Below are 26,372 nucleotides of genomic sequence, written 5' to 3' on the forward strand. Positions count from 1 at the left end.
ACAAAAGGGTTCGCGGTCGGCGTGGAGGGAGATCCGTCGCGGTCGGGAAGGGAGAGCGCCGGTCAGGCAGTCGCCGCGGGTTCGGCCTCGTCGAGCGCGCGCTGCGCCTTCTCGCCCTCGGTCGAGACGATAAAGGAGTGTTCGTCGGCGTGGCCGGCGACGGCCTCGAGCGCCTCGCGGGTGCCGATCTGGCGGAGCGCCCAGCCGGCGGCGGCGCGGACGTCGTCGGACGGGTCGTCTTCGAGCGCGTCGGTGAGCGGCGCGACGGCGCGAGTGTCGCCGATCAGTCCGAGCGCGCGGGCGGCGTGGGGCCGGACCAGGTCCTCGGTGTCGCCGTCGGGGTCGAGCTGGTCGGCGAGGGGCTGGACGGCCTCCGCGGCGCCGATCTCGCCGAGCGCCTTGAACACGACCTTCTGGAGCTGCGGGTTCGAGTCCTCCGGCACGTACTCGACGAGCGTCTCGGTCGCCTCCGCGGCGGCCATCTTCCCGAGGATCCGGATCGCGGGCTGGCTGCGCTTCTCGGCGCGGCCGAGCATCTCCTCGACCGACGCCTCGGTTTTCCCGCGTTTGCCCATCCGCTCGAACGCCTCCAGGCAGTGGCGCTCCATGAAGTCCGACTGGAGCGAGTCGAGCGCGAGGAGGATCATGTCGACGTTGCCGCGCGCCTCGTGTTCCTTCAGGGCGGCCCACTCGACGGGGAAGTCCTTGTAGTGGCCGAGCACGTCGTAGTACCCCTGCGCTCGGAGCTGTTCGTGAGTTTCGAGGTCGTCCCACTCCTCGGCGTCGTCGAGGCCGGCCTCCAGGTCGTCGGTCGCGTCAAGCAGCGCGGCGATCACGTCGGCGTCAGCGTCCGCGTCTAAGTCGGCGTCGGCGACCGCGCCGGCGGCGGCGTCGAGCGCCGAGACGAGCCGATCGATCGGAACGGCCTCGGTCGCCGCGGCCGGCTCGTCGTCGGCCGACTCCGCGGTTTCGGACTCGTCGTCCGCCGGCTCGTCCAGCGCGTCGTCGGCGTCTTCGAGGCGGTCGGCGGCGTCCGCGGCGTCGGACTCGACCGCGTCGGCGGCCGCGTCGAGGAAGGCCCGGACCGCGTCGGCGACGTCGTCGTGGCCGGCCGCGGTCCACTCGGTGTCGCCGATCGTTCCGGCGGCGGTCTCGACGGCGTCCACGACGTCGTCGCCGTAGGGGCCGCGGGCCTCGTCGACGCCCTCGCGGAGCTCCTCGACGCGGGCTTCGAGGTCGCCGCGGGGGTCGTCGGCGTCCTCGTCGTCCTCGTCGGGCTCGGGGAGGTCGGCCTCCTCGATGGCGTCCGCCGCGTCGTCTAAGAGCGCCTCCACGTCGTCGAGGTCGGCCTCCGTCTCGGCCGCGTCGAGCCGGTCCGCGATCTCGTCGAGGTACTCGTTCAGGGATTCCTCGGTCACGTCCTCGGGGAGCGTCGGGGCGGCCGTCTCCGCCTGCCCGCCGGCGTCCCCGCCGTCGTCCGCGGCGTCGGCCCCGTCGTCGGCCTCGGCCGGGTCGTCGTCGCCGTTGCTCATATACCACAAACTCCGCGGTAGTCCATTAAGAGGTTTCCCTTCGCGGGCGGCGGGCGGCCGCGTACGAGGCCGGAAGACAGCGTCCTGTGGGAAGCGGGCGACGGGAGCACGCCCCGAACGCTCGACGCGGACACCGCGCGAACCGCGGGACGCGGGCGTCCCGAGAGACGAGTGAGGGCGCTCACCGCGGGAGTTGTGTTCACGACCAGCACGCTTTTATTACCGCCGCCTAATACCGGAACGATTCGATGTTCGACGTCGACCGCGAGGCGCTCACCGACGGCCCCGTCGGGCGAGTGTTGCTCGTCCTCGCCGCGCCGCTCGTGGCCCAGAACCTCGTGTACGTCGCCAACGCGCTGATCGACACGTTCTGGCTCGGGCGGGTCGGCGAGGACGCGGTCGCGGCCGTCGGCCTCAGCCTCCCGATCCAGTCACTGCTCGGCGCGACGGTCGTGGTCGGCGCGGTCGGCACCCAGATCATCGTCGCGCAGCGCGCCGGCGAGGACGACGAGGCGGGCGCGCGGCGCGTGGCGGTCAACGGCGCCCTCGTCGCGCTCGCGGTGACGGCGGCGGTCGCGCTCCCTGTGGTCGTCTACGCCGAGGAGCTGGTCGCGCTCCTCGGGGCCGACCCCGCGCTCGCCGGCACGACCGCCACGTACCTCGCGATCGTGATCGCCGTCCTCCCCGTCGGCGCGGTCGGGGACACCGTCGAGAACTGCTTCACCGCGTACGGCGACACTCGGGCGGTGTTCCACGTGAGCCTCGTCAGCGTCCTCGTCAACCTCGTCGCCGCCCCGACGCTGATCTTCGGCGTCGGTCCCGCCCCGGAGCTCGGCGTCGCCGGCGCCGCGCTCGGCACCGTTTTGGCCGGCGTCGCGGGCCTCCTGTGGATCCTCGGGTACGCGGCGGGGATCGGCCGCGACACCTTCCGACTCACGCGGGACGCGCTCGCGTTCGACGCCGACACCGTCCGCGAGGTCGTCTCGGTCGGCCTCCCGCTCGGCGGGCAGCGCGGCGTGAGCGAGTTAGTCCGGGTGTTCGTCGTCGGTCTCGTGGCTATCGCCGGCGGCGCGCCGGGCGTCGCCGCGTACACGGTCGGCGCGCGAGTCGCGACGCTCGCCGTCGTCCCGGCGCTCGGGATCCAGCAGGCGGCCCAGTCGATGATCGGGCAGAACCTCGGCGCCGGCGCACCCGCGCGCGCTCGGCGGACGACGACCGTCGGCACCGCGCAGGTGGTCGTCGGCTTCCTCGCGCTCGGCGCCGTTCAGTTCCTGTTCGCCGGCGGTATCGCCGACCTGCTCGCGCCAGACCTCTCCGCGACCGGGCGGGACCTCGCGGTGACGTACCTCCGAATTCTCGGCGCCACCTACTGGGCGCTCGGCGGCACGTACACGCTGCTTGCCGGCTTCAACGGCGCCTCTCGAACGCGGACCTCCTTCGTCGCCGACCTGATCAAGTACTGGGCGATCCGGTTCCCCGTCGCGGTCGCGGCCGTCCCGGTCGCGACGACGTTCGGCGCGCTCGGCGTCACCGTGGCGCCCGGGCTGGGCTGGGGCGTCGAGGCCGTCTTCTGGGCCGTCGCGGTCTCGAACGTCGCCGGCTTCGCCGGGCTGGGCGGGTACTTCCTGTACACGACGCGACGCGGCATGTTCGCGAACGCCGCCGAGCGCGCGAGCGGCGGCGGAGGCGGGAGCGGAGCCGCGGAGGCGGCGGACGGCGACTGACCGGGCGATCCGGATCGCGGAGGGCTACTCGCGGTCAGCGCTCGCCGAGCAGGTCGTCGCTCTCGACGACCGTCGCGAACTCGCCGTTCAGGTGGGCGAGCGCGACGCGGTGGGAGGTCTCCGGGCCGATCCGCTCGCCGTCGGGGGCCTCGCGGGCGTGCGTCGCGGTCGCGTCGGAGACGAGTCGCACGTCGTAGCCGCGGTTCTCGGCCTCGCGGGTCGTGGTCGAGACGCAGTGATCGGTGGTGAGCCCGCAGACGACGAGCGACTCGTGGCCCGCCTCGCGGAGCCACGCGTCGAGCCCGCTGTCGAGGAACGCGCCGTTGACCGACTTCTCGAAGGTGGCCTCGCCGTCGAGGGGCGCGGTCGCCGGTTTCCACGCGAAGCCGGGGGCGTCCGGGCGCAGCGGCGAGTCCGGTTCGGTCGAGGCGTGTCGCACGTGCGCGACCGGTCGGCCGTCGGCGCGCCAGCGGTCGAGGAGCGCCGCGGCGACCGCCTCGGCGCCGGGGTTGTTGCGCTCGCCCCACCCCGGCTCGTCGAAGCCGGTCTGGAAGTCGATCAGGAGGAGGACGGCGTCGTCAGTCATCGCCCAGCCCCTCGGTGTGGGTCGCGTCGGGGTCGCTCGCGAACCGGCGCCACGCGCCCGGTTCGAGCAGGGGAGCCGGCGCCTTCGGGTGGTCGCGGGTCGGGTCGAGCGGACAGGCGTCCGGGCTCGCGGCGGCGTCCTCGCGGAACAGGTACTGCTTCCACTCGCGGTCGCCCTCGGCGCCCCAGTCGCCGAGGTCGGCGTGGGGGCAGACGCCGTCGTAGTCGCTCATCCGGCCGCGGATGGTCTCGCGGGCCTGCTCGCCCGCGTCGGTGTCGGCGGTGAGCCCCTCGAACACCGCTCGCGGCTGGAAGGTGATCTCTAGCCCGACCGGCGAGTATCGGCTCTTCCGGTCGTCGTAGAACGGAGCGCGCGAGGTCGGGAACAGCGGTTCGCCGCCGAAACAGAACTCCCAGCGCGGCGTGTCCGGGTCCGTGGGAATGTCCTCGGGCCACGGCTCGGGGTCGTGGACGTGGAGGAACTCCAAGACGTGCCAGAGGCGCTCGTGGTAGTGCGCCTCGCCGCGGTCGCCTTCGGGCGGCTTGAAGAAGACGGCGAGCGGCGCGCGGTCGGCGTGGTCCTCGTAGGTGTCGAGGTACTCGAGGAGCGTGTCGCGCAGGCGCAACAGCGCGGCCGGGTCCGTCGTCGACTCGCAGGCGGCGTACAGCAGGTCGCCCTCGCGCTCGACCTCGATGCCGAAGTAACAGGGGAACGGCGAGCCGTCGCGCTCGCCGAGCATCGACTCGCGGAAGGTCCGGTAGTGGTCTCGGAGCCACGCCGGCGCGTCGTCGAGCCGACCGCGGAGCGTCTCTTGGTCCAACAGCACGCCCTCGGTCCCTGGCTCGTTCATACGATGAGTCGGGGATAGACCGGCTTTTGGCTTTCGCCGATACCCGTGCGGTCGGAACGACGGAGACGAGTATTTCGCGGTGATTGACCGGTAACGGAGAGGGATCGTCAGCCGTGCTGATCGATGTCATCGACCGTGCTGATCGATGTTATCGCCCGCGCTGATCGAAGCCGTCGACGGCAACCCGTCAGTCGCTGTCAGCGGACCGAACTCAGAGGAAGAACCCCTTGAAGAAGTTGACCACGGCCCACTTGACGCCCTCGACGACCTGTCCGTCCTCGCCGCTGATCACGATGTCGTCGTTGGCGACGGCGTCGCGGAACGCGGCCGCGGGATTGTCGGCCGCGGCGATACCGGCCAGCGTCGCGCGGTCGGTCGTTATCTTCCGGACGGCGTCCTCGCTACGGCTGTCTTCGAGCGCGGTGATGCGGTTCCGATCGTCCATGGTGAGCGAGTACACCGCCTCGGAGTCGCCGTCCTGAATGTAGACGTTGGTCGTTCCGGCGAGGTTGATCGGTCCGAGGTCGACGGCGTCCGCGTTCGCGTTGTACGCCGGGACCATCTCTTCGAGCGATTCGTACAGGTCGTCGCCGTCGTCGGTCTGGGCGACCGCACCGCCGGCCAGCGCGCTCACGAGGAGGATGGCGGCGACGAAGATGAGAGAAATGCGTGTCATAGTATTCCTGAACATATGACGCGTTCTAAGTATAAAATATAGACGTATGTGGATCAAGTACAGATTACCGATGGTAGTCGAGCAATACCGGGGCGGGACTCAGTCGCTCGCGACCGCGAACCGCGAGGCGTCGCCCTCCTCGGACGGCGCGGTGAGCAGCGAGACGCCGACGGTGAGGAGCGCCGAAAGCGCCATCAGCCCGAGCGCCACGTCCCACCCGCCGGCGACGGTGCGGGGCAGCGTCGGGACGGCGTCGACGACCGCCGAGAGCACCACGGCGAGGTACACGACCTGCGGGACAGCGACGCCGACGATCATTCCCGTGCGCGTCGTCCGCTGCCAGTAGAGCGCGGATATCACCGGGAGCGCGAGGAGCGCGAATCCGGCGAAGGCGGTACCACCGACCTCGATCAGCGTCCCGGGGCGGAACAGGCTCGCGACGAACGCGAGCGCCGCGAACGCCGCCACGCCGACCCGTGCGACCCACGCCTCGCGCCGATCGGAGGCGTCGGCGTTCACCACGGGCCGGTACAGGTCGCGGGTGAAGTACGACGACCCCGAGAGCAGCATCGAGTCCGACGAGGACATCATCGCGGCCATCGCGCCGGCGATGACGAGCGCGGTGAACCACGCGGGCGCGTACTCGTTCAGCACGACCGGCAGCACGTTGGCGCCCTCGGGCACCTGGATGGGGGTCCCGGCCGCCCACGCGCCGAGCATGAACGCGGGGAGGAACAGCAGGAGGACGAGGACGGGCCAGAGCGCGAACGACCGCTTCAGCGTCGCGGCCGACTTCGCGACGAAGAACCGCTGGTTGATCTGGGGGAACATCGTCACGCCGAACGCGATGGTGATCGCGGTCGAGATGATGAACCCGGGCGTGTACGCCCCGCCGCCGAAGCTCCCGAACTCGGGCCGGGCGGCCAGCATCCCCTCGGTCGCGGCGCCGACGCCGCCGAGCGCCGAGACGACCCACGCGGCGGCGATCCAGACGACGGAGAGCATGAACAGCCCCTGGAGCGTGTCCGTCCACGCCACGCCGCGGAGGCCGGCGACCGTGACGTAGAGGATCATGAACCCGGTGATCAGCGCCGCGCCGCCCCAGTAGGGAACCGCGCCGTCGGTGAGCCCCACGAGCGCCTCGCCGGCGCCCATCTGCTGGAGCATCACGTACGGGAACAGCCAGAGGAGGCTCACGCCCGCGACCAGCGCGCGCAACCCGGTCGAGCCGAACCGGTCGCCGAGCATCTCGCCGAGCGTCACGTAGCCGTTGCGGGCGCCGATGAGCCACTGCTTGTAGCCGATCACGTACCACAGCACGGCGAACAGCACGCCGTCGAGGGTGCCCATCACGATCAGCCACTCCGGACCGGCCCGGTACGCCAGGTTCGGCCCGCCGAAGAACGTGAACGCGGACAGCAGGGTGGCGAACGTCGTGAACAACAGCACGAGCGTGCCGATCGACCGGCTCGCGAGGTAGTAGTCCTCCGCGGTCGTCTCCGAGACGCGGTATGCGACGAGGCCGAGCGCGAGCGCGACGGCGAGGTAGCCGACGACGATGCCGAGCGAGAGGCCGAGCGTCACGGCCGATCACCCTCCAGGTCGGCGGTCGCGCCGGAACCGGGGCGCTGGCCCATCCCGCGCTCCCACGCGCCGCTCCGGACGAACAGCGCGAACAGGACCGTACACAGGCCGAGCCAGGCCACGTGCCACCAGATCCACACCGGCAGCCCCGCGACGACGCGGTCGACGCCCCACAGCGGCCACGGGACGGCGAACGCGACCAGTATTGCGAACGTCGGTATCCAGACGAGATCGCTCCGTAAACGCGTCATGTAACGTAGTAGAATATCTATAGACACTAGTCAGTATCGAATAGATTCGATAGACATAATTGGAGAATATTTTTCTTCAATGAACGCCGACGGAGGGCGTGGCGATAGCTATTTTCCCCGAGGGACGAAACGTAACGTGGGCGGCTTCTGCCGCCCGATATCACCATTCACCCATCATGAAAGACACAGAAAAATACCTGATACACGCCACCATCGCGGCCGACGGCGTCGTTGAGCGCAGCGACGTCGTCGGCGCGGTGTTCGGGCAAACGGAGGGGTTACTCGGGGACGAGCTGGACCTCCGGGACCTCCAGGAGTCCTCGCGCGTCGGTCGGATCGACGTCTCGGTCGAGTCCGAGAACGGCCAGTCGTTCGGCGAAGTCACCGTCGCGTCGAGCCTCGACAAGGTCGAGACCGCCATTCTGGCGGCCGCCTTGGAGACGATCGACCGGATCGGTCCCTGTCACGCCTCCGTGGAGATAACGAGCATCGAAGACGTGCGGGCGGCCAAGCGCCGCGAAGTCGTCGAGCGCGCCAAGGAGCTGGTCGCCGGCGGCTTCGACGAGACCAGCCTCGCCAGCAGCGACGTGTTAGACGAGGTCCGCGACGCCGCGCGCGTCGAGGGCATCGTCGACTACCGGGGGCTCCCCGCGGGACCGCGCGTCGGCGACTCCGACGCCGTGATCGTCGTCGAGGGCCGTGCGGACGTGCTGACGCTGCTCGACTGCGGGATCAAAAACGCCGTCGCGGTCGAGGGCACGAACGTCCCCGAGGCGGTCGCCGACCTCACCGAGTCGCGGACGGTCACCGCGTTCCTCGACGGCGACCGTGGCGGCGAGCTCATCCTCCGCGAGCTCTCGCAGGTCGGCGAGGTCGACTACGTCGCGTTCGCGCCGCCCGGCGAGTCCGTCGAGGACCTCGGCCGCGACGCCGTCTTCGAGGCGCTCCGCGGGAAGGTCCCGTACGCCAGCCTCGCGGACGCCGCCGACCTCCGAGCGGCCGCGAGCGACGAGGAGGCCGACGACGGAACGGACGCGAGGGACGCGACCGCGGGCGACGGGAGCGTCCGCCCGGGGCACGCGAACGGCGACGACGAGTCCGGCGACGACGGCCGGGGCGGCTCGGTCGCCCGCGTGGGCGACGGGGGAGCGGTTCCGACCGATCCCTCGGCGACCGAACCGAGCGGGACCCCGGGTCCCGCGGCCGAGTCGACGGCCGTCGACTCGACGGACGAACCCGCCGAATCAGCCGACCCCGAGGCACCGTCGGCCGACGAGCCCGAACCGGAACCGATCGACGAATCGGAGTCGGAACCGACCGACGGCGAGTCCGGATCGAGCGCGGTGAGCGACTCGACGACGGGAGACGACGGGTCGAGCGTGGACTCCGCCGGCTCGAACGACGAATCGAGCGCGGCGCCGGGTAGCGAGTCCGAAGGCGACGGAGCCGCCGACGCCGACGAGCCGCGATCGATCGGGGCGCACGTCCGCGAGGTCGTCGACGGCGGGACCGGACGCGCTCGGTTCCTCGGCGACGAGTTCGAGGTCCTCGACGAGGTCGACGCCGCGGACGCGTTCGACGCGCTGGACGGCGCCGGGACCGCGCCGCACGCGGTCGTCGTCGACGGGACCGTCGATCAGCGGCTGCTCGACGTGGCGGCCCAGCGCGGGGTCGGGCGGCTGGTCGGCCGCGACCTCGGCGAGTTCGTGAAACGGCCCGTCGGAACGCGCGTCCTCGCCGCCGCGGACATCGGGCCCGAAAACTGAGTCGGGGCGGCGAGCCCGACCGCCGCGGCCCGCCGCTACTCAGACCAGTCCGACGGCGCCGAGCAGCGCGAACAGCGCGTCGCCGTACGAGAGGGAGACGACGAGTCCGACGGCCATCGGGACGACGAACGGCATGCCCGGCGAGACCAGCACGCGGTCCTCGCTGGCGACGACGTCGAGGCCGTCGCGGAGCGTCGCGGCGTCGGTGCCGTAGGCGCCGTGGTCGATGTCGCCGAGGAAGCGCTCGGCCGCCCAGGGGTCGTCGAACTCTCGACGAGAGCCGGGCTTTCCGTCCGCGTCGCCGCCGGTCCGGGCGTCGACCGCGGTTCCGCCGTCGGTCCGCGGGCCGACGTGGGTCCCGCCGTCGGTCGGATCGAACGTCTCGCCGACCGAGTCGGGGTCGGAGAGTCCGTCGGGGTCGCCTCGCAGGTCCGCCAGCGCGAGGCCCCGCCAGCGGAGGTACATCCGGAGCGCGTCCAGATCGAGGCCGTTCCGGGTCGGCCCGTCCGGGTCCTCGAACAGTCGACCGTGTCGGTCGGGCAGCGAGTCGGTCGCGACCGGCCGCGCGAAGAACATGTTCGACGAGACCTCGCCGCGGACGAGGTTGAGCGCGGCGAGGCCGACCGGGTAGGCGAGGCCGATCAGCACCGTGTTCGTGAGGATCGTCAGGGAGAACACGCCGATGTCGGTGTCGACGAGCGGGAAGAGGAGACCGCCGACTTCGTAGGTCGGGAACGTCGGGAAAAGCACCGCGAGCGCGATCATCGCCTTGGCGTCGGCGCCGCCGAACGCGCCGAGGTACCAGAAGGCGTACCCGAGCGGCGCGACGAACAGGAGGCTGATCGCCGCCCGGACGAGGAATATCCGCCCGTCGAACCCCGCGAACGGCCACAGCGAGACGGCCTCGGCGAGGAGGAGGACCGCACCGAGCAGGTACAGCGGCGGCCACAGTCGGTTCGGGAGGCGCCGGGTCCGGACGTCCCGGAGCGCCGCCCACGCGAACACGGGGACGACGAGCAGTCGGAGGACGTCCGGCAGCGTCGCGAACATGTCTCCACGGCCGACGGCGCCCGCATTAGGCGTTCGGGTTCGGGTATCGCGATCGATATTTTCTCGGCTAGTTCGCCGGGGCTTTTGTGGGTCGACCGCCGACCCGGTCGCAATGCGCCGTCGCCTCGGCACGAGCCTCTACGCGGGGCTGTTGTTCACCGTCCTCGGCACCGTCGCGTGGGCGACCGGTCGGCCGTTCGTCTTTCCCAGCCTCGGCCCGTCGGCGTTCGTCCTCGCGTTCGACCGGCGGAGCGAGCGCGAGCGGGCCGTCCGCGTGGTCGGAAGCCACCTCATCGGAGGGCTCGCGGGGATCGTCGCGTGGACGGTCGTCGCGGACGGGGCCGCGCTGACGGCCACGCTCACCGCGTTCTCCCCCGCGGGCCTCCGGCTGACCGCGAGCGCGGTCGTCTCGCTCGTGGCGACCAGCTGGGCGATGATCGCGACCGGGACGGTCCACCCCCCGGCGTGTGCCACGACGCTCATCGTGTCGCTCGGGCTCCTCTCGACGCCGGCCGAGGTGGCGATCATCGTCGCGAGCGTGACCGTCCTCGTCGCCTTCCACGCCGGCATCATCCTCGCGTTCAAGCGGCTCGCGGGAGACACGCACCCCCTGTACGGTCGGGACGACGCGCGCGACTGATCGCGGTCACTCGTCGGGTCGGTCCGGCGCCCGCTCGAAGACGTCGAGGAGCGGTTCCGAGTCGGCGAGCCCCGGAATGCGGTACTCGTCGTCGCGGAGTTCGATCACGACGGTCTCGGTTCCGAGCCGCCGGTCGAGCCGACCGCGTTCCACCCGGAGGCCCGTCTCGTCCCACGGCTCGACCCGCCACAGGTCGACGCCGAACGGCCGGTCCCGGGCGACGAGCGCGTCGTCGCCGACGCGGTACGTGACCAGCCCGTACCGGAGTTCGTGGTCGAGCGCGGCGAGGGCGAGCGGGAGCGCGACCGCGACGGCGAGGAGGGCGGCGACGGTTCCCCACTCGCCGCCGAGCGCGAACAGCGCGGCGCCGAGCGCGGGGAGGGCGGCTAAGTACCACAGTCCGGGGTGACCGAGCGGCGTCGTCAACGCTCCCGCGAGGCGAGCGCGGCGGGGCTGGCGGACGGTCCGGACCGCCCCCGCGAGCGAACCGTCGGCCGGCTGCGGGGCGGGCGGCTCGTGGGAGAACCCCAGATCGAGTGCCGACGACTCGTCGAACGCGGCCAGCCGGTCGCCGTACAGGCTCGCGAGGTCGAAGGCGAACTTCACCGCGACGATGCCGAGCAGGAGGGGGAGCCCGATCGCGTCCGGGTCGAGCGCGGAGATCGGCGTGTCGTCCTCCAGCGTTCCCGCGGCGACGATCGTGACGGTGAACAGCGCGCCGAGGAAGATCGCCGCACCCTGAGCGAACACCCCTTGAATCGCCGTCTGGGCGCTGTGGTCGCGGTACTCGCCGCGACCGAAGTACTCGACGAGCGTCGTGACCCCCTCTCCGACGAAGACGGCGATCACCGCGAGCGTCACGGTGTCGAGCGCCTCGGGCGCCAGCCCGCCGTCGGCGACGACGCCGACCGTGAGCGTGCCGACGACCGTCCAGACGACCGCGAGGATCGGCGCGGCGACCGGGAGGACGAGCAGCGACGAGAGCCGGACCTCGACGCCGGTCCACGGGACCGACAGCCCGACCCGTCGCTGCGCGAGCGGACCGAGGACCAGCCCCTGACGGTCGATTTCGGACGGGCGGCCGGCGAACAGCGCGCGGACGAGCGCCCACCCGGAGGCGATCCCGAGTTCGAACCAGTAGAGCGTCATCAGCGCCGCGGCGTTCCAGCCGAGCGAGACGACGCCGACGAGCGGGAGCAGGGTGGCGAGCGCCACAGAGAGGGCGCGCGGCCGGCGACCGCGAGCGAGGCCGCGACCGAGCGCACGCAGCCGAGCGGGCGAGCGGGCGGAGGGCATCCGTCGGTCGTTCCGGGTCGCTACACATAAGCGGTCTGGAACCTCGAGAGCCGTCCGGCGACGGGGGGAAAGAAAGTTGTCGCTCGCGGACCGACGCGTGAGTATGCGGAGAGGGTCCGGTCTCGGGTGGCTCGCGGTCGTCGCGATCCTCGTCGTCGCCGTCGTTATCGCACTCGCCGTCGCCGCGGTGACCGTCCAGTTCCTCGGGGGCGCGCGGCTGGGCGCCTACCGCACCCTCGCCGGCGTCGGCGGGGTCGGCGCCGGGATCGTGGGACTCGGACTTGCGGCGTACGCCTTCGACTGAGCGGAGCGGGGGCGGGCCCGGATTCGGGCGCGAGAGCTCGTTCGCGGTTCGTGACTGCCGTGAATCAGGCTCCGCCGCCGCCGTAGCTCCCGGCCTCGGCCTCCGTCTCCCGTTCGCGGCGCCGTCTGTCGGAGTCCTCGCTCCGCTCCGAGGGGGACTCTCGGTGCTGGCCCCACCGGTACAGCACGTACGTCGCGCCCGCGGCGGCGACGCCGGCGGCGTGGTTCACGTACGGGAGGCCGACGGCGTAGCCGACCGCGGTGAAGAGCGCGGTCGCGACCGTCGCGGCGACGATCCAACGGGACACCCAGGGCTCTCCGTCACTGGCCATGGCGACACGTGGCGACGGCCGGGGACAAATGCTTTCGGCCGCTTCGAACGAGAGGCCTCGGCGACGGCCGCGAGGGGTCAGGCCTCGCGTTCGAACGAGGGGTCGAACATCTGCGCCGACATCGGCACCGGGTCGCCGTCGGTGAGGTTGTACGCGGAGAAGTCGGTGACGCCCGCCTCGCGGAGCAGGTCCTCGTCGTAGAAGCTGTTACCCGTACACGCCGCCGGATCGCGGGAGAGGATTTCGAGCACCGCGTCGGAGACGATCTCCGGGGTGCGCCAGTCGTCTTCGGTCCCGAGGCCGAAGTAACGGGTCGCGCGGGTGTCGACGGCGGTCACCGGCCAGAACGTGTTACAGCCGACGCCCTCGCCGGCCAGCTCCTCGGCGAGCGAGAGCGTGATGAACGACATCCCGAGCTTCGACCACGCGTACGGCGCCTTGCCGGGCGAGCGGTCGGTCACGACCGGCGGGGAGTTCGACAGGAGCCACGCCTCGTCGAGGTCGGCGAGGTGATCGGCGAACTCGTGCGCGACGAGGTGGGTCCCGCGGACGTTCACGTCGGTGAGGAGGTCGAACCGGTCGCCCGACAGGTCGGCGACGTTCGCCAGCTGGATGGCGCTCGCGTTGTTGATGACGATGTCCACCTCGCCGAAGTGATCGATCGCCTCCTCGACGACCGCCTCGACGCGGTCCTCGTCGCGGAGGTCGAGTTCGAGCGCGAGCGCCTCGGGGCCGCGGTCGCGGACCTCGCGGGCCGTCTGCTCGATCGACCCCGCGAGTTCGGAGTCGTCGTCGTCCGTCGTCTTCCCCGTCGAGACGACGTTACAGCCGTGGTCGGCGAGCGCGAGCGCGAGCTGCTTTCCGATGCCGCGAGTCGTGCCGGTGATAAAGGCCGTCGATCCCGAGAGATCGGGTGCCGCAGGTGCCATGGTCCTCATTCGGAGACCCGCGGTATAATTCTCGGTGTCGGGACCGCGGGACGACGGCGGCGACCCGGGCGGCTCAGCGCGCCGGTCCGACGTCGCGGTGGAGGTACATGTAGAGGAGGACGGGGACGATGGCGAAGACGACGGTCGCGACCGCCCACCCGAGCGCGTGTCGGCTGCCGCGGGCCTTGGCGTCGCGGTAGATCCAGACGGCGACGGCGAGGACGATCCCGTAGACCACGAGCGTGAGCGGGAGCGACCACGGGAGCGCGACGCCGAAGAGGCTCATGGCAGTCGGGTTCGGCTCTACCGCCGTGAGCCCTTCGATCGGGACCGGAGGCGGCTCACTCGCCGCCGGTCAGGTCCGCGCGCATCACGAAGTCGGGCTCGCCCGCGACGGCGACGCGGTTCGCGCCGGTGTCGCTCACGTGCTCGACCGTCTCGGGGATGAGCACGCGGGCGTCGTCGGCGTCGACGCTCCCGGCGTCGGCCGCGACCGCGTCGTACAGCGTTCCCGCGGCGTCGACGTCGCGCCACGCGGCGACGCCGTAGGTCGCGGTCCGGACCGTCTCCCCGTCGGCCTCTCGCTCCGACACGCGGGTGCGGACCGCGAAGCCGACGAACGCGTCCGCGTCGGCGACCCCGATCAGCCGCCCGTCGGCGGCCGCGGTCGCCAGCCGCTCGCGGGTGAGTTCAGAGCAGGCCCACGACTCGTTCGGGTCGAGCGCGAGCCCACGCAGGTGGTCGCGGGCGTCGCTGTCGGTCCAGAACGCCCACGCCGCGTTCGGGTCGGCGTCGCCGACTGGCGTCGGGTCGGCGTCGCTCGCTCCTGCCGTGTCGTCGACGCCCGCGTCCGGTTCCGGCTCCGCGAACCGGAACTCCGTCTCGGGCTCGAAGCCGACCGCGCGCGACTGCCCGAGCCCCATGACGTTCCACGAGAACACCATGTTGCGACAGACGGTCGCCCCGCGCTCCCGGCCCCAGTCGAGCGCGGCCTCCGAGAGCGCGGTCCCGACGCCGTGGCCGCGGGCGGCGGGGTCGACGCGGATCCCCTGCCCCCACGCCTCCCACTCGGAGAGCGAGACGGCCTGGATACAGCCGACGACAGCCTCGGGCTCGCCGGCCGCGGCGGCGCCGGTCCCGTCGCCCTCGGCGAGGGTGTCGTCCGCCTCTCGTCCGTCGAGGCCGGCGGCGTCGACCGCCTCGGCCGGGAGCGTCGCGACGAACGTGCCGCGGTCGGGGTCGTCCGACTCGGCCCAGTCGGCGAAGACGCGCGGGATGTAGTCCTCGTGGCGCTCGCCCCACGTGTCGCCGGTGAACGCCGCGACCGCGTCGGCGTCCGCCGGGCGGGCCTCGCGGACGACGACCCCGACATCGCGACCGGAGGGCGCGGCGTCGGGGGTCGCGGCGGCCTCGTCGCCCGAGTCGCTCCCCTCCTCGCCCGACCCGCTCATCGCCACGGCTGCGACTCCGCCGTCAGCTCGCCGGCGAGGTCGCGGCGCATCGCGTCGGCCGGGTCCGACCGGTTCGCGAGCGCCCACATCAGCTTCACCTTCGCGGTCCCCGGGAGGGTGTCGCCCGCCTCGACGACGCCGGCGTCGAGCAGGTCGCGGCCGGTGTCGTACACGCGGTCGCAGACCCGCCCCTCGAGACACTGGCTCGTCATCGCGACGACGGTCCCGCCGTCGACGAGTTCCTCGATCCGCGGGATCAGGTCCGTGTGGACGTGGCCGAGCCCGGTGCCCTCGATCACGACGCCGTCCTTGTCGTCGAGGTAGTCCCACGCGGCGGGGTCCATCCCGGGCGTGAACTTGACGAGTTCGACGTCGCCGTCGAGGTCGGGTGCGACGCCGACGGCGTCGGCCGTGTCGGCGCCCTCGTCGCTCCCGTCGGTTCCGCCCCGCGGGAGCGGCTCGCGGCGCCACTCGATCGCGGCGTCGGCGGCGTCGCCGTCGGCGCCCGCCTCGGCGGCGGCCTCGTAGTGGACCAGTCCGAGCGGTCGGGCACCGACCGTCTCGAACGCGTCCCGGCGGGACGTGTGGTTCTTGCGGACGCGCGTGCCGCGGTGGAGCGCGCAGGCGTCGTCGGAGGGGGCCGCGTGCATACAGACCAGCGTCTCGGCGTGGTCGGCCTTCGCGGCCTCGACCGCGCAGACCGCGTTCATCACGTTGTCGGAGGAGGGGCGGTCCGCGGAGCGCTGGCTCCCCGTGAACACGACCGGCACCGGCGAGTCGAGCATGAAGGAGAGCGCGGACGCGGAGTACTGCATCGTGTCGGTGCCGTGCATCACGACGACGCCGTCGGCGCCCGCCTCGACCTCCTCGGCGACCGCCTCGGCGAGCTCGCGCCAGATGGACGGATCCATGTTCTCCGAGAGGATGTTCGCGACGACTCGACCGCGGTAGTTCGCGCGGCCGGCGAGCTCCGGGACGGCCCGGAGGACGTCCTCGGCGTCGAACTGCGCCGTGACGGCGCCGGTCCGGTAGTCGACGGTGGAGGCGATGGTCCCGCCGGTCGAGATGAGCGAGACCGTCGGCAGGTCGTCGTCGAAGGTGATCTCGGAGGTCGCGTCGCCCGCGTCGTCGGTCTCCGCCGCGGGGTCTACCTCGCGGACGCCGGACTCGACTACCTCGACGTCGGCCGCCTCGCGGTCGACGCCGACGTTGTAGCCGCCGTCGAGTTTGACGACGAGGTGGTCGCGCGTCGTGGAGGGGAGCAGTACGCCCTCGTTGGTGACGCCCCCGCGCTCGACGCGGACGCGATCTCCCGGTTGCATACGACCGGGTTCCGCCGGGGCGGACTTGAATCCAACCGTTCGCGGTCGGTTCGGCGGACGCGGCCGAAACGGAGCGGTCGAGCGAGGCGCTTTGAGGACGCGACGACGGTGCGGGAACGGGAAACAGAGAAGGGGGGACAGCCGAGCCGGCGGCTATCGGCTGGGTGCGGGGGTGGCGGCCGGCCGCGTCAGTGCTCGATGTACTCCGCTTCCCAGTCGGTGCGCGCCTCGATCTCGCGGCGGCCGCGACGGGTCAGCGTGTAGTAGTTGGTGCGGCGGTCGCGTTGGCCCTTCTCGACGAGTCCCTTCTCGACGAGCGTGTCGAGGTTCGGGTAGAGGCGGCCGTGGTGAATTTCCTTCTCGTAGTACTCTTCGAGTTCCTCTTTGATAGCGAGCCCGTGCGGCTCGTCGAGCCCCGCGATCACGTAGAGCAGGTCACGCTGGAAACCTGTGAGGTCGTACATACAACTGTCGAGACATACCTTTCGAGAATAAATAAATATACCGTTATATCAGTCTCCGTACGACCAAACAGCGGGTTGTGCGTCGTCGTAACAGACGGGTTCGTTCTGTCAACTCCGCAACTGTCACGGGAGAGCGGGGCCGTCTTCGGCGGTCTGAGGTTGTTACTCTCAACTGAGATATGTGTGTCGAGTCGGCGGTCAGTACGCGTGTGTCGGGGCCGGTCACCGAAGGCGCGCGGCGCGCGGTCGAACGACGCGACGAGCGATAAGCCGTCGCTACCTGGTCGAGTATCGGAAGAAGGCACGCCCGACGCGGAAAAAAGCCGCGTCGGGCCTGCCAATTGGTCCCCGCTGACGCTTCGGCCCTCCAGACGAAGCGTCACCCGACGATACACCGTCGGGAGTGATAAACGTGTCGTACGCCGCTCACATGTGTTCTTCTTCTAACACCCAGCCGAGCGCGCGCTTGTAGTGAGTGAACAGCTCCTCGACGCCGCGGTGATTCATTTCCTCGTCCGCTAACTGCTCGCGGAGGAACTCGTACTGCTCTCTGATCTCCTCTTCGGAGCGCATGTGAAGTGATACGGAGCCGTCCCCGATAGTGTTGTGGCCGAGGGGATCGGGGCGGTTGAGAGTTATCGGTACCACGCGACGAGCACGCCGGCTGTTAGCAATACGCCGACGGCGGTCAGGACGCCGCCGAGACGCACCGACCCGTCGAGCGTCGTCGTTTCGAGTACCATCGCCACGCCGATCATCGCCGTCAGGGCGCCGGTTATCAGGAACACGGCGCCCCACACGACGTCGGGGACCAGCTTGGCTACCTCGCCGATGAGCACGTCGAATATCTCGTCGAGCATGGGGATCAGCCGTGTGAGGCGGACGATCCCGGCGGGCAAAATACCGTCGACGGTCGCCCGCGAACGGTAACGTTGATACGTCGACCGCGGGTACGAAGGGAGACGATGAACGACCGGACTCGCGAGTACCTCCGGGGGCGGTTCGGCGACTACTACCGGTCGGTCTCGCTGTCGCTCCCGCCCGACGCGAACCTCCGCGAGTGGGGCCACATCCCGTGGACGCCCGGGTCCGGAACGACGATGGTCCGCCACCAGTCGCTGTTCGACCTCGGCGACGTCGACACGTTCTTCGCGGACAACGCGCCCCGCCACGCCTACTTCTCGGCCGCGCGCTACGACGATCCCGGCGCGGCGACGATGGGGCAGAAGGGGTGGCGGAACGCCGACCTCGTCTTCGACTTGGACGCCGACCACCTCCCGGGCGTCGACCCCGAGACCACCTCCTACCCGGAGATGCTGGCGGCGTGCAAGGACGCCCTCCTGCGGCTTTTAGACTTCATCGACGACGACTTCGCGTTCGAGGACGTGACCGTCGTCTTCTCCGGTGGCCGGGGATACCACGTCCACGTCCGCGACGAGAGCGTCCGCGAGTTGGACAGCGACGCGCGCCGCGAGATCGTCGACTACGTGCGCGCCATCGACCTCGACACCGACGGCCTGATCCGGACCGTCTCCGACCGCGGGACGACGAAGCGCGTGCTTCGGACCGAGGGGGGCTGGGGCGCGCGCGTCCACGACGCCCTGATCGAGTACGCGGACGACCTCCGCGAGATGGACGACGAGGAGGCGCGCGAGCGACTGACGGAGCTCGACGGGATCGGCGACGGGCGCGCGAAGACGATCCGCGGCGCGTTCGAACGGAACCCGACCGCGGTCCGCGAGGGCAACGTCGAGGCGGGCGGCCCGGGCGTGCGCCGGCTCGTCTCCGCGCTCGCCGCCCGCGTCGCCGCGGAGGACGCCGCACCGATCGACGAGCCGGTCACCACCGACACCCGTCGGCTCATCAGGCTGCCCGGAACGCTTCACGGCGGCTCGGGACTCGTCGTCACGCCGCTCGACCGCGAGGAACTCGACGACTTCGAGCCGCTGCGCGACGCGGTCCCGGACCGGTTCGTCGGCCGCGAGATCCGGATCGAGACCGAGGCCGACCGGACGGTAGAATTAAACGATGAGCGCGTTACAGTCCAATCCGGTAGAAACACCGTGCCCGAGTACGCGGGGGTCTTCCTGATGGCCCGCGGCGAGGCGCGGAAAGCCCCCGAACCATGACCGACGAATGAACCTCGACGAACTCCGCTCCGCGCAGGCGAAGGAACGCCGGAAGGACAGCCTCCAGCACCTGCGAGACTCGTTTTACGACGACGTGGGCGCGTACGTCGCGGACCTGCGCGCCGCCCGCGACCGCCGGGCCGAGCAGGTGGAGAACCCCTTCGAGGACGACGACATCCGCCGGCTCTCGGACGAGGTCGAGACCGCGGAAGAGGTCGCCGAGGCGCTCTACGAGCGGCGCGTCGGGAAGGTGGTCAAGCTCGCCTCCTTCGCCGCGGCAGACATGTCGGTCGACGAGGACGGGATGACGGCCGAGGAACGCCGGCTGTTCGACGACCTCGTCGAGCGCATCACGGCGAACAAATCGCAGGTGCTCGACGTGCTCGCCGGCGAGTCTCCGGTGTCGGACGATACTCCAGTGCCGGACGATACCCCGGTGTCGGACGAGCCCGGAACGGCGGACGCCCCGCCCCTCGCGGAGGAGTCGGCGCAGGCGAGCGGGGCGGAGGCGGACCGCGCGGGTTCGGAGCCGACACCGGCCGCCCGGGAGTCGGCGTCGACCGACCGGCAGCCGACGAGTGCGGGCTCGCAGACGGCTGACGCAGAGGGCGCGTCCGCCGACGCGAGCGCGTCCGCCGACGCGGGCGCGCTCGCCGGTGCGATGGGCGGCGACGGAGGAGACCCGACCGGCGGCGACGGCTCGACAGACCTGGCCGACGGCGACGCGGTATCCAGCGCTCCGGACCCGGACGACGCCGAAACCGGCCCCCGGGAGACGACACGGGACGGGGCCTCGGACGGGGAGGCGGAAACGCCGGTCCCCCCCGAACCGGCACCGCCGGGAGCGGTCGGCGTCGGCGACGAGACCGACGACACCGGCGAGGCCGACGGGCTGACGGCCGACGCTCCCGCGGACGACGCGGAAGAGGGCCCGGGAGCGACCACGGACGGTGGCTCGATGCCCGAATCACCGGCGGGCGCCGCTCCGGGCGCCGGGTCCGACGCGTCGACCGACCGGACGACCGTGCGGATCACCCGCGACGTCGGGGCCATCTTCGGCGTCGACGAGCGGGAGTACGACCTCGCGAGCGAGGACGTCGTGTCGCTCCCGGTCGAGAACGCCGACCCGCTCGTCCAGCGCGACGCGGCCGAGCGCATCGACTGAGCGCGGTCGATGCCGCCTCTTCTCGGCGGTGATCGGTCGGACTCCGGCGGCAGCGCCGGTGACCGCGAAATCGAGCGCGTCGCGGCCCTGCTGGGCGCCGCGGCGACGCTCCTCGCGCTCGGCGGGATCGCGCTCGCTGTCTCGCTCGACCCGACCTTCTCGTGGACGACCGACGCGCTCTCCGATCTGGGGGTCCGCGAGCGGAGCGCCGCGGCGTTCAACCGAGGGCTGATCGGCGGCGGGGCCGTCGGCGCGTGCTACGCGGCGGGTCTCGCGTTCGCCGAGACGAGCGGCCGCGGCGACGGGACGATGGAGCGAGTCGGCGGCGCGGTCCGAACGCTCCTCCTCGCGCTGTCGATGGTCGCGATGGCGGGGGTCGGCGTCTTCGATCTCACCGAACCGCTACACGGACCGGCCGCGGTCGGGTTCTACGGGCTCATCACGCTGGTTTTCGCGGTCGACGGCTGGCTCAGGCGAGACCGGACGACCGGCCGCGTCGCGCTCGCGTTCGCCGTCGCTCACGTCGCGGTCTGGGCGACGTTCGCCGCCGGGTGGTGGCCGGTGACGGGGCTCGCGCTGCCGGAGCTGCCCGGCGCGCTCATGCTCGCCGCGTGGGTGTGGGTCGTCGGACCGGCGCCCGTCGTCGAGGCGGTTCGGCCCCGTCAGAGCGCGTCACAGGGCCCGACCGACGAACACTAACCGCGCGGGTGGCTACGGGCGATCGATGGAGTTGGAGTTCCTCGGCGGTGCCCGCGAGGTCGGCCGGAGCGCCCTCCTGGTCGACGGCGCGCTACTCGTAGACTACGGACTCATGACCGCCGAGCCGCCGCAGTACCCCGTCCGAGACCCCGAGCCGGAGGCGGTTGTCGTCTCGCACGGGCACCTCGACCACGTCGGCGCCGTCCCCGCGCTGTTGAAGGGCGACCGGCGGCCCGCGATCCACTGGACGCCGCCGACCGGCGAGCTCGCGCGGACCCTCGCCGAGGACACGCTAAAGCTCCACGGCAACAGCCCGCTGTGTCCGTTCGGCGCCGAACACGTCGCTCGGCTGGGCGAGGTGGAACGCCGTCACGGATACGACGAGCCGTTCGCGGTCGCCGGCGGGGTCGACGACGGGGGCTACGAGGTGACGCTGTTCTCGGCGGGTCACATCCCCGGGTCGGCACACGTCCTCGTCGACGACGGGGAGACGCGGCTGCTGTACACCGGCGACTTCCACACCGACGACCAGCGCCTCGTCGCGGGGACGACCGCGCGGCCCGACGCCGACGTCGTGGTGTGCGAGTCCACCTACGCCGACGTGACCCACGAGGACCGCGCCGCGGTGGAGTCGTCGTGGGGCGACCGCGTCGAGCGGACGACGTGGGAGGGCGGGACCGTCGTCGCGCCCGCGTTCGCCATCGGTCGGACGCAGGAGCTCCTCCTCGTCGCGGCCGCGAACGGGCTCACGCCGTACGTCGACGGGATGGGCGTCGGCGTGACGAAGATGCTCCGGCGGTACCCCTCGTTCCTGCGCGACCCGGAGGCGTTCCGCGAGGCGATGGGGCGAGCGCGGTTCGTCACGGGACGCGACGGCCAGCGGAAGCGGATCGCGGCCGAGAACGCGCTGATCGTCACCACGTCCGGGATGCTCGCCGGGGGCCCCGTCCACACGTATCTCCCCGAGATCCGCGCGAACCCGACGAACCTGGTGACGCTGACGGGGTACCAAGTGGAGGGGACGCCGGGACGCGAGCTACAGGACCGCGGTCAGTTGGAGTTGAACGGGCGGGTTCAGCCCGTGAGCGCGCGGGTCGGGTCGTACGACTTCTCCGCGCACGCGGACCGGGGTGGACTGGAGTCGTTCCTCGAGGAGTACCGCGACGCGCGGGTGCTCGTGAACCACGGCGACCGGTGCGAAGCGTTCGCCGCGGACCTGCGTGCGGACGGGGTCGCGGCGAGCGCGCCGGAGATCGGGGAGCGGATCGAGGTGTGAGGCGGGTCACACTGGCGAGAACCGAAGACAGTCGATACGAACGTCGCGCGACGGCCGACGCTCGAGCAACAATGACCGGGGATCCCGATTTCGAAAAAACTGGGTCCTCAGACCGGTTTAGCGGGGCCGGAAGCCGCTACTCCCCGCCGTCGGTGTACGCCCAGTCGTCGAGCACGCGCTCGGCGACCGCGTTCGCTTCCGCGGGCGTGGGGCAAGAGCCGTCGACGACCTCCTGAGAGAGCTCGCCCGCGAGGTCGTACACGACGCTTCCGTCCGCGCGCTCGGCCACGCGCTCGAACGTGGGCCGGTAGCCCGCGGCGGCGCGCTGACCGATCTCGTCGAGCGAGGCGTCGATGGTGTACTCGAGCTGACGGACCGCTTCCTGAGGTTCCATATACGTCTCATCAGGTTGGAACTACTTATAGGTACTCGGATTCGGAACTGAGTTAATTCCGACTCGCGCCCGGTCGCGGATCGACGTTTATACGCCGTCGGAGAGCCGACCGGGGGCATGACCGATCCAGACGAGTCCGACGCCGACGCGGCCGGACGGGACGCCGAGGCGGCCCCGCCCGTCGCGGACCGTGCGGACGACGTCGCCGAGCGCGCCGCGGTCGCGAGACGCGCCGCGGAGGCGGGCGCGGCCGTCGCCCGCGAGAGCTTCCGCAGCGACATCGCGGTGGAGACGAAGGGCGAAGACGACGTGGTGACGGAGGCCGACCGCGCCGCCCAGCGCACCGTCATCGAGTCGATCCGCGAGTCGTTCCCCGACGACGCGGTCGTCGGCGAGGAGGAGGACGAGCGCAAGACCGTCCCCGAAGCGGGAGCCGCGTGGGTGATCGACCCCATCGACGGCACGAACAACTACGTGCGCGACATCCGCGTGTGGGCGACCGCGGTCGCGGCCGTCGTCGACGGCGAGCCCGTCGCGGCCGCAATCGTCGCGCCCGCGCTCGGTGACACCTACACCGCCGACGCCACGGGCGCGTACCGCAACGACGAGCCGATCTCCGTCAGCGACACCGCTGACCCGCGACGCGCGACCGTCGACCCGACGATCTGGTGGGACTACGACGCCCGCGACGAGTACGCGGCCGCCTGCGAGGCGATCGTCACCCGCTTCTCGGACATGCGTCGGTTCGGCGCCGCGCAGGTCGTCCTCCCGACCGTCGCGGCCGGCGGGCTGGAGGGAACGCTCACGAACCTCCGCGCGAACCCGTGGGACACGGTTGCGGGGGTCTTCGTCATTCGGCAGGCGGGCGGTCGCGTGACGGACTTGGAGGGGGACCGCTGGCGCCACGACTCGACGGGGCTCGTCGCCTCGAACGGGACCCTCCACGACGAGGTGCTCGCGGCCGCGAACGAGATCGAATCGGACTCGTAAGCGATTTTCGGGGCGGTCGCGAGTCGACTTCGTGTCGATGGGAACCAAGCCGAGGCTGGCGATCGGTCGACGGTGAAGACCTCCGAATCCCCAGCCGCTCGTTTATAAATATCTGACAGCGGATCGGTGGAGAACGCCTCCAAAGCCCCAGCCGCGTGGAGGGGGGGCAGGCGACGTAAGCACCGCAAGGAGTGAGCGAAGCGAACGACTGAGGAGCGTGGTTCGAGAGAGCGGAGCTCTCTCGTCATCACGAGACGCCGAAGGCGTCTCGAACGACAGCGAGCGTGCCCCCTCCACGCGGCTACCCCTTTGAGTCCCGCCCGACCGCACCGCAACCGCAGCCTCACGCCTCCCCAACCTCGTCGGGCGCATCCTTCGGGCTCCCTTCGGTCGCCCTCGGAGCGCCCGACTCCCTCGCGCGTGCGACTCGCGCCCTTCGAGCGCTCGTCGGCACGCGCCGCGGCATGGTGTTGGGTGGTTAATGGAGCGGTCGTATTCCGGAGCCGAGGGTTCAAATCCGGGGCCGGCGAACCGGGGCGTATGTACGCGGTCGTCGGCTGCAACGAGTGCGCCAACATGTGGCTGGTCACGGACCCCGAGACGAGCGAGACGGCGAAGTGCTCGCGGTGCGGGAAGACCCACCGGACCGCCAAGCTCAAGCGCTTCTTCGAGTCCGAGGACCGGGCGGCCGCCCGCGAGGCGCGGTCGGCGCTGCTCGCGAAGAAGCGCGGCGACAGCGCGGCGTTCGCCGAGGTCGACCACGTCGCCGACCTCGAGGCCGCCGTCGACGACGCGGGCGTCAACGACCGGGAGTACCTGGAGGCGTCGGGCATCGACGCCGACGCGGTCGACGAGGCGGGCGACCGGGCGGCGGGCGGCGGCGGCGACTCGCGGAGCCGGACCGAGGTCGTCCGCGACGCGGTCGACGCGGTCGACGAGCCCACCGAGGCGGCCGTGGTCGACCGCGCGAGCGAGGCGGGGGTCCCCGCGGAGAAGGCCCGCGAGATCCTGACCCGCCTCGCGCGCCGCGGCGAGCTCACCGAGTCGAACGGCCGGTATCGCGCCCTCTAAGCCCGGTTTCGCGGGGCCCGGACCGGCGACTGGACAAAGCACTTATATTACGCTCGTAACGGGTCGCACATGGACACCCGCACGGCCCTCCTGACGGCCGCGGTCGCCCTCCTCGTCCTCGGGGCGGTCGGCGCCGTCGCGGCGCCCGACGCGCTCACCGACCCGCGCGAGACGGACGAGCCTCCCGGACGGATCGACATCGCGGGCGCGACGGTCGCGCCCGGCGAGGTACGCGGCGAGACCGCGGAGCTCCGGCTCGGGACCGACCTCCGGCACCGGGGCGGAGCCGTCGAGAACGTCACCGTCCGCCACCGCGCGATCGGCAGCGAGTCGGGGCTCCTCGTCGACGAGACGACCGTCACGGTCGGCGACGTCGACTACGAGGGCGAACGCACCGTCAACGGCACCGTCGACATCGAGCGCGAGGGCGGCTACCGCATCGAGACCGTCGTCTTCGCCGACGGCCAGCGCCGGGAGGAGCAGACGACCCGCATCGCGGGCGTCGCGGCGCTCACCCCCGACTACGCGGACACGCAGGTCGGCTTCACAGATGGGACGGTCTGGCCCACTGTCGCGGTGAGCGTCGTCGAGGCCGACAACCGGACGGCGACGCTGTCGGCGTCGGTGTCCGTGACGAACCGGGGCGACGAGGCCTCCGAGGACGTCGACCTCCGCGTGCTCCTCCGGCAGTCGGAGTCGAACGTGATCGCCGCGGAGGCGACGGAGACGGTCGGCACCGTCCGCCCCGGGCGCACCGACACCGTGACGGCGACCGTGGAGGTCCCCGCCGGGTACAACTACTACGTCGACGCCGCGCTGTTCGACGACGACGTGCTCGTCGACGAGACCCAGGGCGTTGCGAACCTGAACCCCCGCGAGACGATCACCGCGGACGAGACGGTCCGCGACGTCGAGTTCTCCGTGGAAGACTTCGAGCGCGAGGACGGTGAGGCGGGAGACGACGGGGCCGGCGACGACGGCTACCAGAGCCCGGACGCCAGCGACGACTCGACGCCCGGGTTCGGTCCCGTCGTCGCGCTCGTCGCGCTCCTCGCGGCGGCGCTGACCGCACGGAGGCGACGATGACCGCCGACCCGCCCGCGGACAACGCGAGCGAGGACCCGCTCGGATCGAGCGGCGAACCGACCGACCGCAGTCGAGACCGCGACCCATCACAACACATGACGGACGACACCGACGCGACCGACCGCACGGCGACCGCCCCCGGCCGCACCGACACCGACGAAGAGCGAGAGGCCGCCGACTCGTCGGGGGTCACTCGCCTCTCGACCGACCGCCTCCGGGGACTGCTCGACCGGGTCGGCCTCGCGGCGCTGTCGCTGCTCGCGGTGGTCGCCGGCTGGGGGTTCTACAGCCAGTCCGGGAACGCGATCCGCATCTGGTTCGACTCGGCGTACCAGTCCGCGGCGCTCGCGGTGTTCAACCTCGCGGTCCTGCTCGTCGCGCTGGCGGGCGTGGCCCACCAGCTCCGTCGGATCCGCGCGACGGAGTCCGGCGGCTCGGGCGAGTAGCCCTCACGGCAAGCGGTCGGCGGCTATTCGTCGGGGATCTGGTCGGTGTCCGCGGGGATCTGTTCCACCTGTCCGGCGAGCGTCGCGGCGTCGCCGGCGACGGTGGAGGGCTCGACGCCGGCCTCGGCGGCGACCAGTCGGACGTGGGCGGCGAGCAGCGCCAGCGCCCTGAGCCCGGCGCCGTCGGGCTCGTCGTCGGTGCGCTGGGCGAACGTGGTGTCGACCTCGCCGTCGCGGACGACGCCGACGTGGACCGCGTCGATCCCGTCGCCGTCGAGGAGGTCGCGGGCGCGGGCGAGTTCCGTCTCGAACTCGTCGTCGCTGGCGTCGTCGTCTCCGGAGGTGTCGTCGCTCATACCC

30 protein-coding genes are annotated in these 26,372 nt (G+C 71.6%); 12 read left to right on the top strand and 18 right to left on the bottom strand.

All coding sequences use genetic code 11. The annotated features are described in order from the left end of the window. Positions 1-62: 62 nt before the first annotated feature. Positions 63-1,532 carry a HEAT repeat domain-containing protein gene (locus ABDZ89_RS00350; RefSeq protein ID WP_343775416.1) on the bottom strand — a complete coding sequence of 490 codons (1,470 nt, stop codon included), beginning with the start codon at positions 1,530-1,532 and terminating at the stop codon, positions 63-65. A 248-nt stretch (positions 1,533-1,780) separates the two neighbouring features. Here ABDZ89_RS00350 and ABDZ89_RS00355 point away from each other — a divergent pair, with 248 nt between their 5' ends. Next, entirely contained in the window at positions 1,781-3,256 is a 1,476-nt protein-coding gene (locus ABDZ89_RS00355; protein ID WP_343775418.1) for an MATE family efflux transporter, read from the top strand. Positions 3,257-3,290: 34 nt separating this feature from the next. Here ABDZ89_RS00355 and ABDZ89_RS00360 read toward each other — a convergent pair whose 3' ends face one another. The 5 genes from ABDZ89_RS00360 to ABDZ89_RS00380 form a co-directional block, all read right to left on the bottom strand. Continuing rightward, a complete protein-coding gene (locus tag ABDZ89_RS00360) occupies positions 3,291-3,842 on the bottom strand; it encodes a cysteine hydrolase family protein (protein ID WP_343775421.1) in 552 nt (183 codons plus the stop codon). Continuing rightward, positions 3,835-4,692, bottom strand: coding sequence for a YqcI/YcgG family protein (locus ABDZ89_RS00365; RefSeq protein ID WP_343775424.1), 858 nt, complete (start codon positions 4,690-4,692; stop codon positions 3,835-3,837). The genes ABDZ89_RS00360 and ABDZ89_RS00365 overlap by 8 nt, the downstream gene beginning before the upstream one ends. A gap of 211 nt (positions 4,693-4,903) precedes the next feature. Then, entirely contained in the window at positions 4,904-5,368 is a 465-nt protein-coding gene (locus ABDZ89_RS00370; RefSeq protein WP_343775427.1) for a hypothetical protein, read from the bottom strand. 99 nt (positions 5,369-5,467) lie between these two features. After that, positions 5,468-6,952: a sodium:solute symporter family protein gene (locus ABDZ89_RS00375; protein WP_343775429.1), complete on the bottom strand. Its 1,485-nt coding sequence runs from the start codon at positions 6,950-6,952 to the stop codon at positions 5,468-5,470. Further along, on the bottom strand, positions 6,949-7,203 hold the full coding sequence (locus tag ABDZ89_RS00380) for a DUF3311 domain-containing protein (protein ID WP_343775431.1): 255 nt from the start codon (positions 7,201-7,203) through the stop codon (positions 6,949-6,951). Before ABDZ89_RS00380 ends, ABDZ89_RS00375 begins: the two co-directional genes overlap by 4 nt. Before the next feature lie 176 nt (positions 7,204-7,379). Here ABDZ89_RS00380 and dnaG point away from each other — a divergent pair, with 176 nt between their 5' ends. Then, positions 7,380-8,969, top strand: a complete 1,590-nt coding sequence (dnaG, locus tag ABDZ89_RS00385) for a DNA primase DnaG (protein WP_343775433.1) — start codon at positions 7,380-7,382, stop codon at positions 8,967-8,969. Between the two features lie 39 nt (positions 8,970-9,008). Here the strand turns inward: dnaG and ABDZ89_RS00390 are convergent, their stop codons facing one another. Next, positions 9,009-10,019, bottom strand: a complete 1,011-nt coding sequence (locus ABDZ89_RS00390; RefSeq protein ID WP_343775435.1) for an A24 family peptidase — start codon at positions 10,017-10,019, stop codon at positions 9,009-9,011. Between the two features lie 112 nt (positions 10,020-10,131). Here ABDZ89_RS00390 and ABDZ89_RS00395 point away from each other — a divergent pair, with 112 nt between their 5' ends. Further along, positions 10,132-10,659, top strand: coding sequence for an HPP family protein (locus tag ABDZ89_RS00395; RefSeq protein WP_343775437.1), 528 nt, complete (start codon positions 10,132-10,134; stop codon positions 10,657-10,659). A gap of 6 nt (positions 10,660-10,665) precedes the next feature. Here ABDZ89_RS00395 and ABDZ89_RS00400 read toward each other — a convergent pair whose 3' ends face one another. Next, positions 10,666-11,955, bottom strand: coding sequence for a DUF6498-containing protein (locus tag ABDZ89_RS00400; protein WP_343775439.1), 1,290 nt, complete (start codon positions 11,953-11,955; stop codon positions 10,666-10,668). A gap of 103 nt (positions 11,956-12,058) precedes the next feature. On the opposite strand from ABDZ89_RS00400, the gene ABDZ89_RS00405 reads away from it, so the two are divergent. Continuing rightward, the gene (locus tag ABDZ89_RS00405; protein WP_343775441.1) at positions 12,059-12,259 is read left to right on the top strand and encodes a hypothetical protein; all 201 of its coding nucleotides are present in this window, start codon (positions 12,059-12,061) and stop codon (positions 12,257-12,259) included. Positions 12,260-12,323: 64 nt separating this feature from the next. Here ABDZ89_RS00405 and ABDZ89_RS00410 read toward each other — a convergent pair whose 3' ends face one another. The 8 genes from ABDZ89_RS00410 to ABDZ89_RS00445 all read right to left on the bottom strand — a co-directional run bounded on the left by ABDZ89_RS00410 (position 12,324) and on the right by ABDZ89_RS00445 (position 17,616). Further along, on the bottom strand, positions 12,324-12,590 hold the full coding sequence (locus ABDZ89_RS00410) for a hypothetical protein (protein WP_343775443.1): 267 nt from the start codon (positions 12,588-12,590) through the stop codon (positions 12,324-12,326). 77 nt (positions 12,591-12,667) lie between these two features. After that, entirely contained in the window at positions 12,668-13,519 is an 852-nt protein-coding gene (locus ABDZ89_RS00415) for an SDR family oxidoreductase (RefSeq protein ID WP_343775445.1), read from the bottom strand. A 73-nt stretch (positions 13,520-13,592) separates the two neighbouring features. After that, the gene (locus tag ABDZ89_RS00420; RefSeq protein ID WP_343775447.1) at positions 13,593-13,805 is read right to left on the bottom strand and encodes a hypothetical protein; all 213 of its coding nucleotides are present in this window, start codon (positions 13,803-13,805) and stop codon (positions 13,593-13,595) included. 55 nt (positions 13,806-13,860) lie between these two features. After that, on the bottom strand, positions 13,861-14,970 hold the full coding sequence (locus ABDZ89_RS00425) for a GNAT family N-acetyltransferase (protein WP_343775450.1): 1,110 nt from the start codon (positions 14,968-14,970) through the stop codon (positions 13,861-13,863). Beyond that, a complete protein-coding gene (gene gatD / locus ABDZ89_RS00430; protein ID WP_343775453.1) occupies positions 14,967-16,292 on the bottom strand; it encodes a Glu-tRNA(Gln) amidotransferase subunit GatD in 1,326 nt (441 codons plus the stop codon). Before gatD ends, ABDZ89_RS00425 begins: the two co-directional genes overlap by 4 nt. Before the next feature lie 188 nt (positions 16,293-16,480). Continuing rightward, positions 16,481-16,756: a PadR family transcriptional regulator gene (locus tag ABDZ89_RS00435; RefSeq protein ID WP_004597247.1), complete on the bottom strand. Its 276-nt coding sequence runs from the start codon at positions 16,754-16,756 to the stop codon at positions 16,481-16,483. A 426-nt stretch (positions 16,757-17,182) separates the two neighbouring features. Beyond that, positions 17,183-17,329, bottom strand: coding sequence for a hypothetical protein (locus ABDZ89_RS00440; protein ID WP_343775456.1), 147 nt, complete (start codon positions 17,327-17,329; stop codon positions 17,183-17,185). Between the two features lie 62 nt (positions 17,330-17,391). After that, entirely contained in the window at positions 17,392-17,616 is a 225-nt protein-coding gene (locus ABDZ89_RS00445) for a hypothetical protein (protein ID WP_343775458.1), read from the bottom strand. A gap of 105 nt (positions 17,617-17,721) precedes the next feature. Here ABDZ89_RS00445 and priS point away from each other — a divergent pair, with 105 nt between their 5' ends. The 4 genes from priS to ABDZ89_RS00465 are packed head-to-tail and all read left to right on the top strand — an operon-like array spanning position 17,722 to position 22,025. Then, a complete protein-coding gene (gene priS, locus ABDZ89_RS00450) occupies positions 17,722-18,885 on the top strand; it encodes a DNA primase small subunit PriS (protein ID WP_343775461.1) in 1,164 nt (387 codons plus the stop codon). 7 nt (positions 18,886-18,892) lie between these two features. Beyond that, positions 18,893-20,050, top strand: a complete 1,158-nt coding sequence (locus ABDZ89_RS00455) for a DNA replication complex subunit Gins51 (RefSeq protein WP_343775463.1) — start codon at positions 18,893-18,895, stop codon at positions 20,048-20,050. Positions 20,051-20,059: 9 nt separating this feature from the next. After that, the gene (locus ABDZ89_RS00460; RefSeq protein ID WP_343775465.1) at positions 20,060-20,749 is read left to right on the top strand and encodes a DUF998 domain-containing protein; all 690 of its coding nucleotides are present in this window, start codon (positions 20,060-20,062) and stop codon (positions 20,747-20,749) included. Positions 20,750-20,774: 25 nt separating this feature from the next. Then, complete coding sequence (locus tag ABDZ89_RS00465) at positions 20,775-22,025, top strand: MBL fold metallo-hydrolase (RefSeq protein ID WP_343775467.1); 1,251 nt, start codon at positions 20,775-20,777, stop codon at positions 22,023-22,025. Between the two features lie 136 nt (positions 22,026-22,161). Here ABDZ89_RS00465 and ABDZ89_RS00470 read toward each other — a convergent pair whose 3' ends face one another. Beyond that, positions 22,162-22,419 (bottom strand): hypothetical protein, encoded by a 258-nt coding sequence (locus ABDZ89_RS00470; RefSeq protein WP_343775470.1) that lies wholly within the window; start codon positions 22,417-22,419, stop codon positions 22,162-22,164. 117 nt (positions 22,420-22,536) lie between these two features. Between ABDZ89_RS00470 and ABDZ89_RS00475 the strand changes: the two genes are divergently transcribed. The 4 genes from ABDZ89_RS00475 (at position 22,537) to ABDZ89_RS00490 (ending at position 26,012) form a co-directional block, all read left to right on the top strand. Continuing rightward, entirely contained in the window at positions 22,537-23,409 is an 873-nt protein-coding gene (locus tag ABDZ89_RS00475) for an inositol monophosphatase family protein (protein ID WP_343775472.1), read from the top strand. Positions 23,410-23,949: 540 nt separating this feature from the next. Next, positions 23,950-24,480: a DUF5817 domain-containing protein gene (locus ABDZ89_RS00480; RefSeq protein ID WP_343775474.1), complete on the top strand. Its 531-nt coding sequence runs from the start codon at positions 23,950-23,952 to the stop codon at positions 24,478-24,480. Positions 24,481-24,549: 69 nt separating this feature from the next. Then, positions 24,550-25,566, top strand: a complete 1,017-nt coding sequence (locus ABDZ89_RS00485; protein WP_343775477.1) for a DUF7490 domain-containing protein — start codon at positions 24,550-24,552, stop codon at positions 25,564-25,566. Then, the gene (locus ABDZ89_RS00490; protein WP_343775480.1) at positions 25,563-26,012 is read left to right on the top strand and encodes a DUF8060 family membrane protein; all 450 of its coding nucleotides are present in this window, start codon (positions 25,563-25,565) and stop codon (positions 26,010-26,012) included. Before ABDZ89_RS00485 ends, ABDZ89_RS00490 begins: the two co-directional genes overlap by 4 nt. A 23-nt stretch (positions 26,013-26,035) precedes the next feature. Here the strand turns inward: ABDZ89_RS00490 and ABDZ89_RS00495 are convergent, their stop codons facing one another. Further along, a complete protein-coding gene (locus ABDZ89_RS00495; RefSeq protein ID WP_343775482.1) occupies positions 26,036-26,368 on the bottom strand; it encodes a DUF8113 family protein in 333 nt (110 codons plus the stop codon). Between the last annotated feature and the right edge of the window lie 4 nt (positions 26,369-26,372).

It is taken from the genome of Halorubrum ejinorense, assembly GCF_039522565.1.
GTDB classification, from domain to species: Archaea; Halobacteriota; Halobacteria; order Halobacteriales; family Haloferacaceae; genus Halorubrum; species Halorubrum ejinorense.

Coding starts and splice junctions, on each gene's coding strand:
- ABDZ89_RS00350 (WP_343775416.1), bottom strand. CDS start 1,532: ATGAGCAACGGCGACGACGACCCGGCCGAGGCCGACGACGGGGCCGAC.
- ABDZ89_RS00355 (WP_343775418.1), top strand. CDS start 1,781: ATGTTCGACGTCGACCGCGAGGCGCTCACCGACGGCCCCGTCGGGCGA.
- ABDZ89_RS00360 (WP_343775421.1), bottom strand. CDS start 3,842: ATGACTGACGACGCCGTCCTCCTCCTGATCGACTTCCAGACCGGCTTC.
- ABDZ89_RS00365 (WP_343775424.1), bottom strand. CDS start 4,692: ATGAACGAGCCAGGGACCGAGGGCGTGCTGTTGGACCAAGAGACGCTC.
- ABDZ89_RS00370 (WP_343775427.1), bottom strand. CDS start 5,368: ATGACACGCATTTCTCTCATCTTCGTCGCCGCCATCCTCCTCGTGAGC.
- ABDZ89_RS00380 (WP_343775431.1), bottom strand. CDS start 7,203: ATGACGCGTTTACGGAGCGATCTCGTCTGGATACCGACGTTCGCAATA.
- dnaG (WP_343775433.1), top strand. CDS start 7,380: ATGAAAGACACAGAAAAATACCTGATACACGCCACCATCGCGGCCGAC.
- ABDZ89_RS00390 (WP_343775435.1), bottom strand. CDS start 10,019: ATGTTCGCGACGCTGCCGGACGTCCTCCGACTGCTCGTCGTCCCCGTG.
- ABDZ89_RS00395 (WP_343775437.1), top strand. CDS start 10,132: ATGCGCCGTCGCCTCGGCACGAGCCTCTACGCGGGGCTGTTGTTCACC.
- ABDZ89_RS00400 (WP_343775439.1), bottom strand. CDS start 11,955: ATGCCCTCCGCCCGCTCGCCCGCTCGGCTGCGTGCGCTCGGTCGCGGC.
- ABDZ89_RS00405 (WP_343775441.1), top strand. CDS start 12,059: ATGCGGAGAGGGTCCGGTCTCGGGTGGCTCGCGGTCGTCGCGATCCTC.
- ABDZ89_RS00410 (WP_343775443.1), bottom strand. CDS start 12,590: ATGGCCAGTGACGGAGAGCCCTGGGTGTCCCGTTGGATCGTCGCCGCG.
- ABDZ89_RS00415 (WP_343775445.1), bottom strand. CDS start 13,519: ATGGCACCTGCGGCACCCGATCTCTCGGGATCGACGGCCTTTATCACC.
- ABDZ89_RS00420 (WP_343775447.1), bottom strand. CDS start 13,805: ATGAGCCTCTTCGGCGTCGCGCTCCCGTGGTCGCTCCCGCTCACGCTC.
- ABDZ89_RS00425 (WP_343775450.1), bottom strand. CDS start 14,970: ATGAGCGGGTCGGGCGAGGAGGGGAGCGACTCGGGCGACGAGGCCGCC.
- gatD (WP_343775453.1), bottom strand. CDS start 16,292: ATGCAACCGGGAGATCGCGTCCGCGTCGAGCGCGGGGGCGTCACCAAC.
- ABDZ89_RS00435 (WP_004597247.1), bottom strand. CDS start 16,756: ATGTACGACCTCACAGGTTTCCAGCGTGACCTGCTCTACGTGATCGCG.
- ABDZ89_RS00440 (WP_343775456.1), bottom strand. CDS start 17,329: ATGCGCTCCGAAGAGGAGATCAGAGAGCAGTACGAGTTCCTCCGCGAG.
- ABDZ89_RS00445 (WP_343775458.1), bottom strand. CDS start 17,616: ATGCTCGACGAGATATTCGACGTGCTCATCGGCGAGGTAGCCAAGCTG.
- priS (WP_343775461.1), top strand. CDS start 17,722: ATGAACGACCGGACTCGCGAGTACCTCCGGGGGCGGTTCGGCGACTAC.
- ABDZ89_RS00455 (WP_343775463.1), top strand. CDS start 18,893: ATGAACCTCGACGAACTCCGCTCCGCGCAGGCGAAGGAACGCCGGAAG.
- ABDZ89_RS00460 (WP_343775465.1), top strand. CDS start 20,060: ATGCCGCCTCTTCTCGGCGGTGATCGGTCGGACTCCGGCGGCAGCGCC.
- ABDZ89_RS00465 (WP_343775467.1), top strand. CDS start 20,775: ATGGAGTTGGAGTTCCTCGGCGGTGCCCGCGAGGTCGGCCGGAGCGCC.
- ABDZ89_RS00470 (WP_343775470.1), bottom strand. CDS start 22,419: ATGGAACCTCAGGAAGCGGTCCGTCAGCTCGAGTACACCATCGACGCC.
- ABDZ89_RS00475 (WP_343775472.1), top strand. CDS start 22,537: ATGACCGATCCAGACGAGTCCGACGCCGACGCGGCCGGACGGGACGCC.
- ABDZ89_RS00480 (WP_343775474.1), top strand. CDS start 23,950: ATGTACGCGGTCGTCGGCTGCAACGAGTGCGCCAACATGTGGCTGGTC.
- ABDZ89_RS00485 (WP_343775477.1), top strand. CDS start 24,550: ATGGACACCCGCACGGCCCTCCTGACGGCCGCGGTCGCCCTCCTCGTC.
- ABDZ89_RS00490 (WP_343775480.1), top strand. CDS start 25,563: ATGACCGCCGACCCGCCCGCGGACAACGCGAGCGAGGACCCGCTCGGA.
- ABDZ89_RS00495 (WP_343775482.1), bottom strand. CDS start 26,368: ATGAGCGACGACACCTCCGGAGACGACGACGCCAGCGACGACGAGTTC.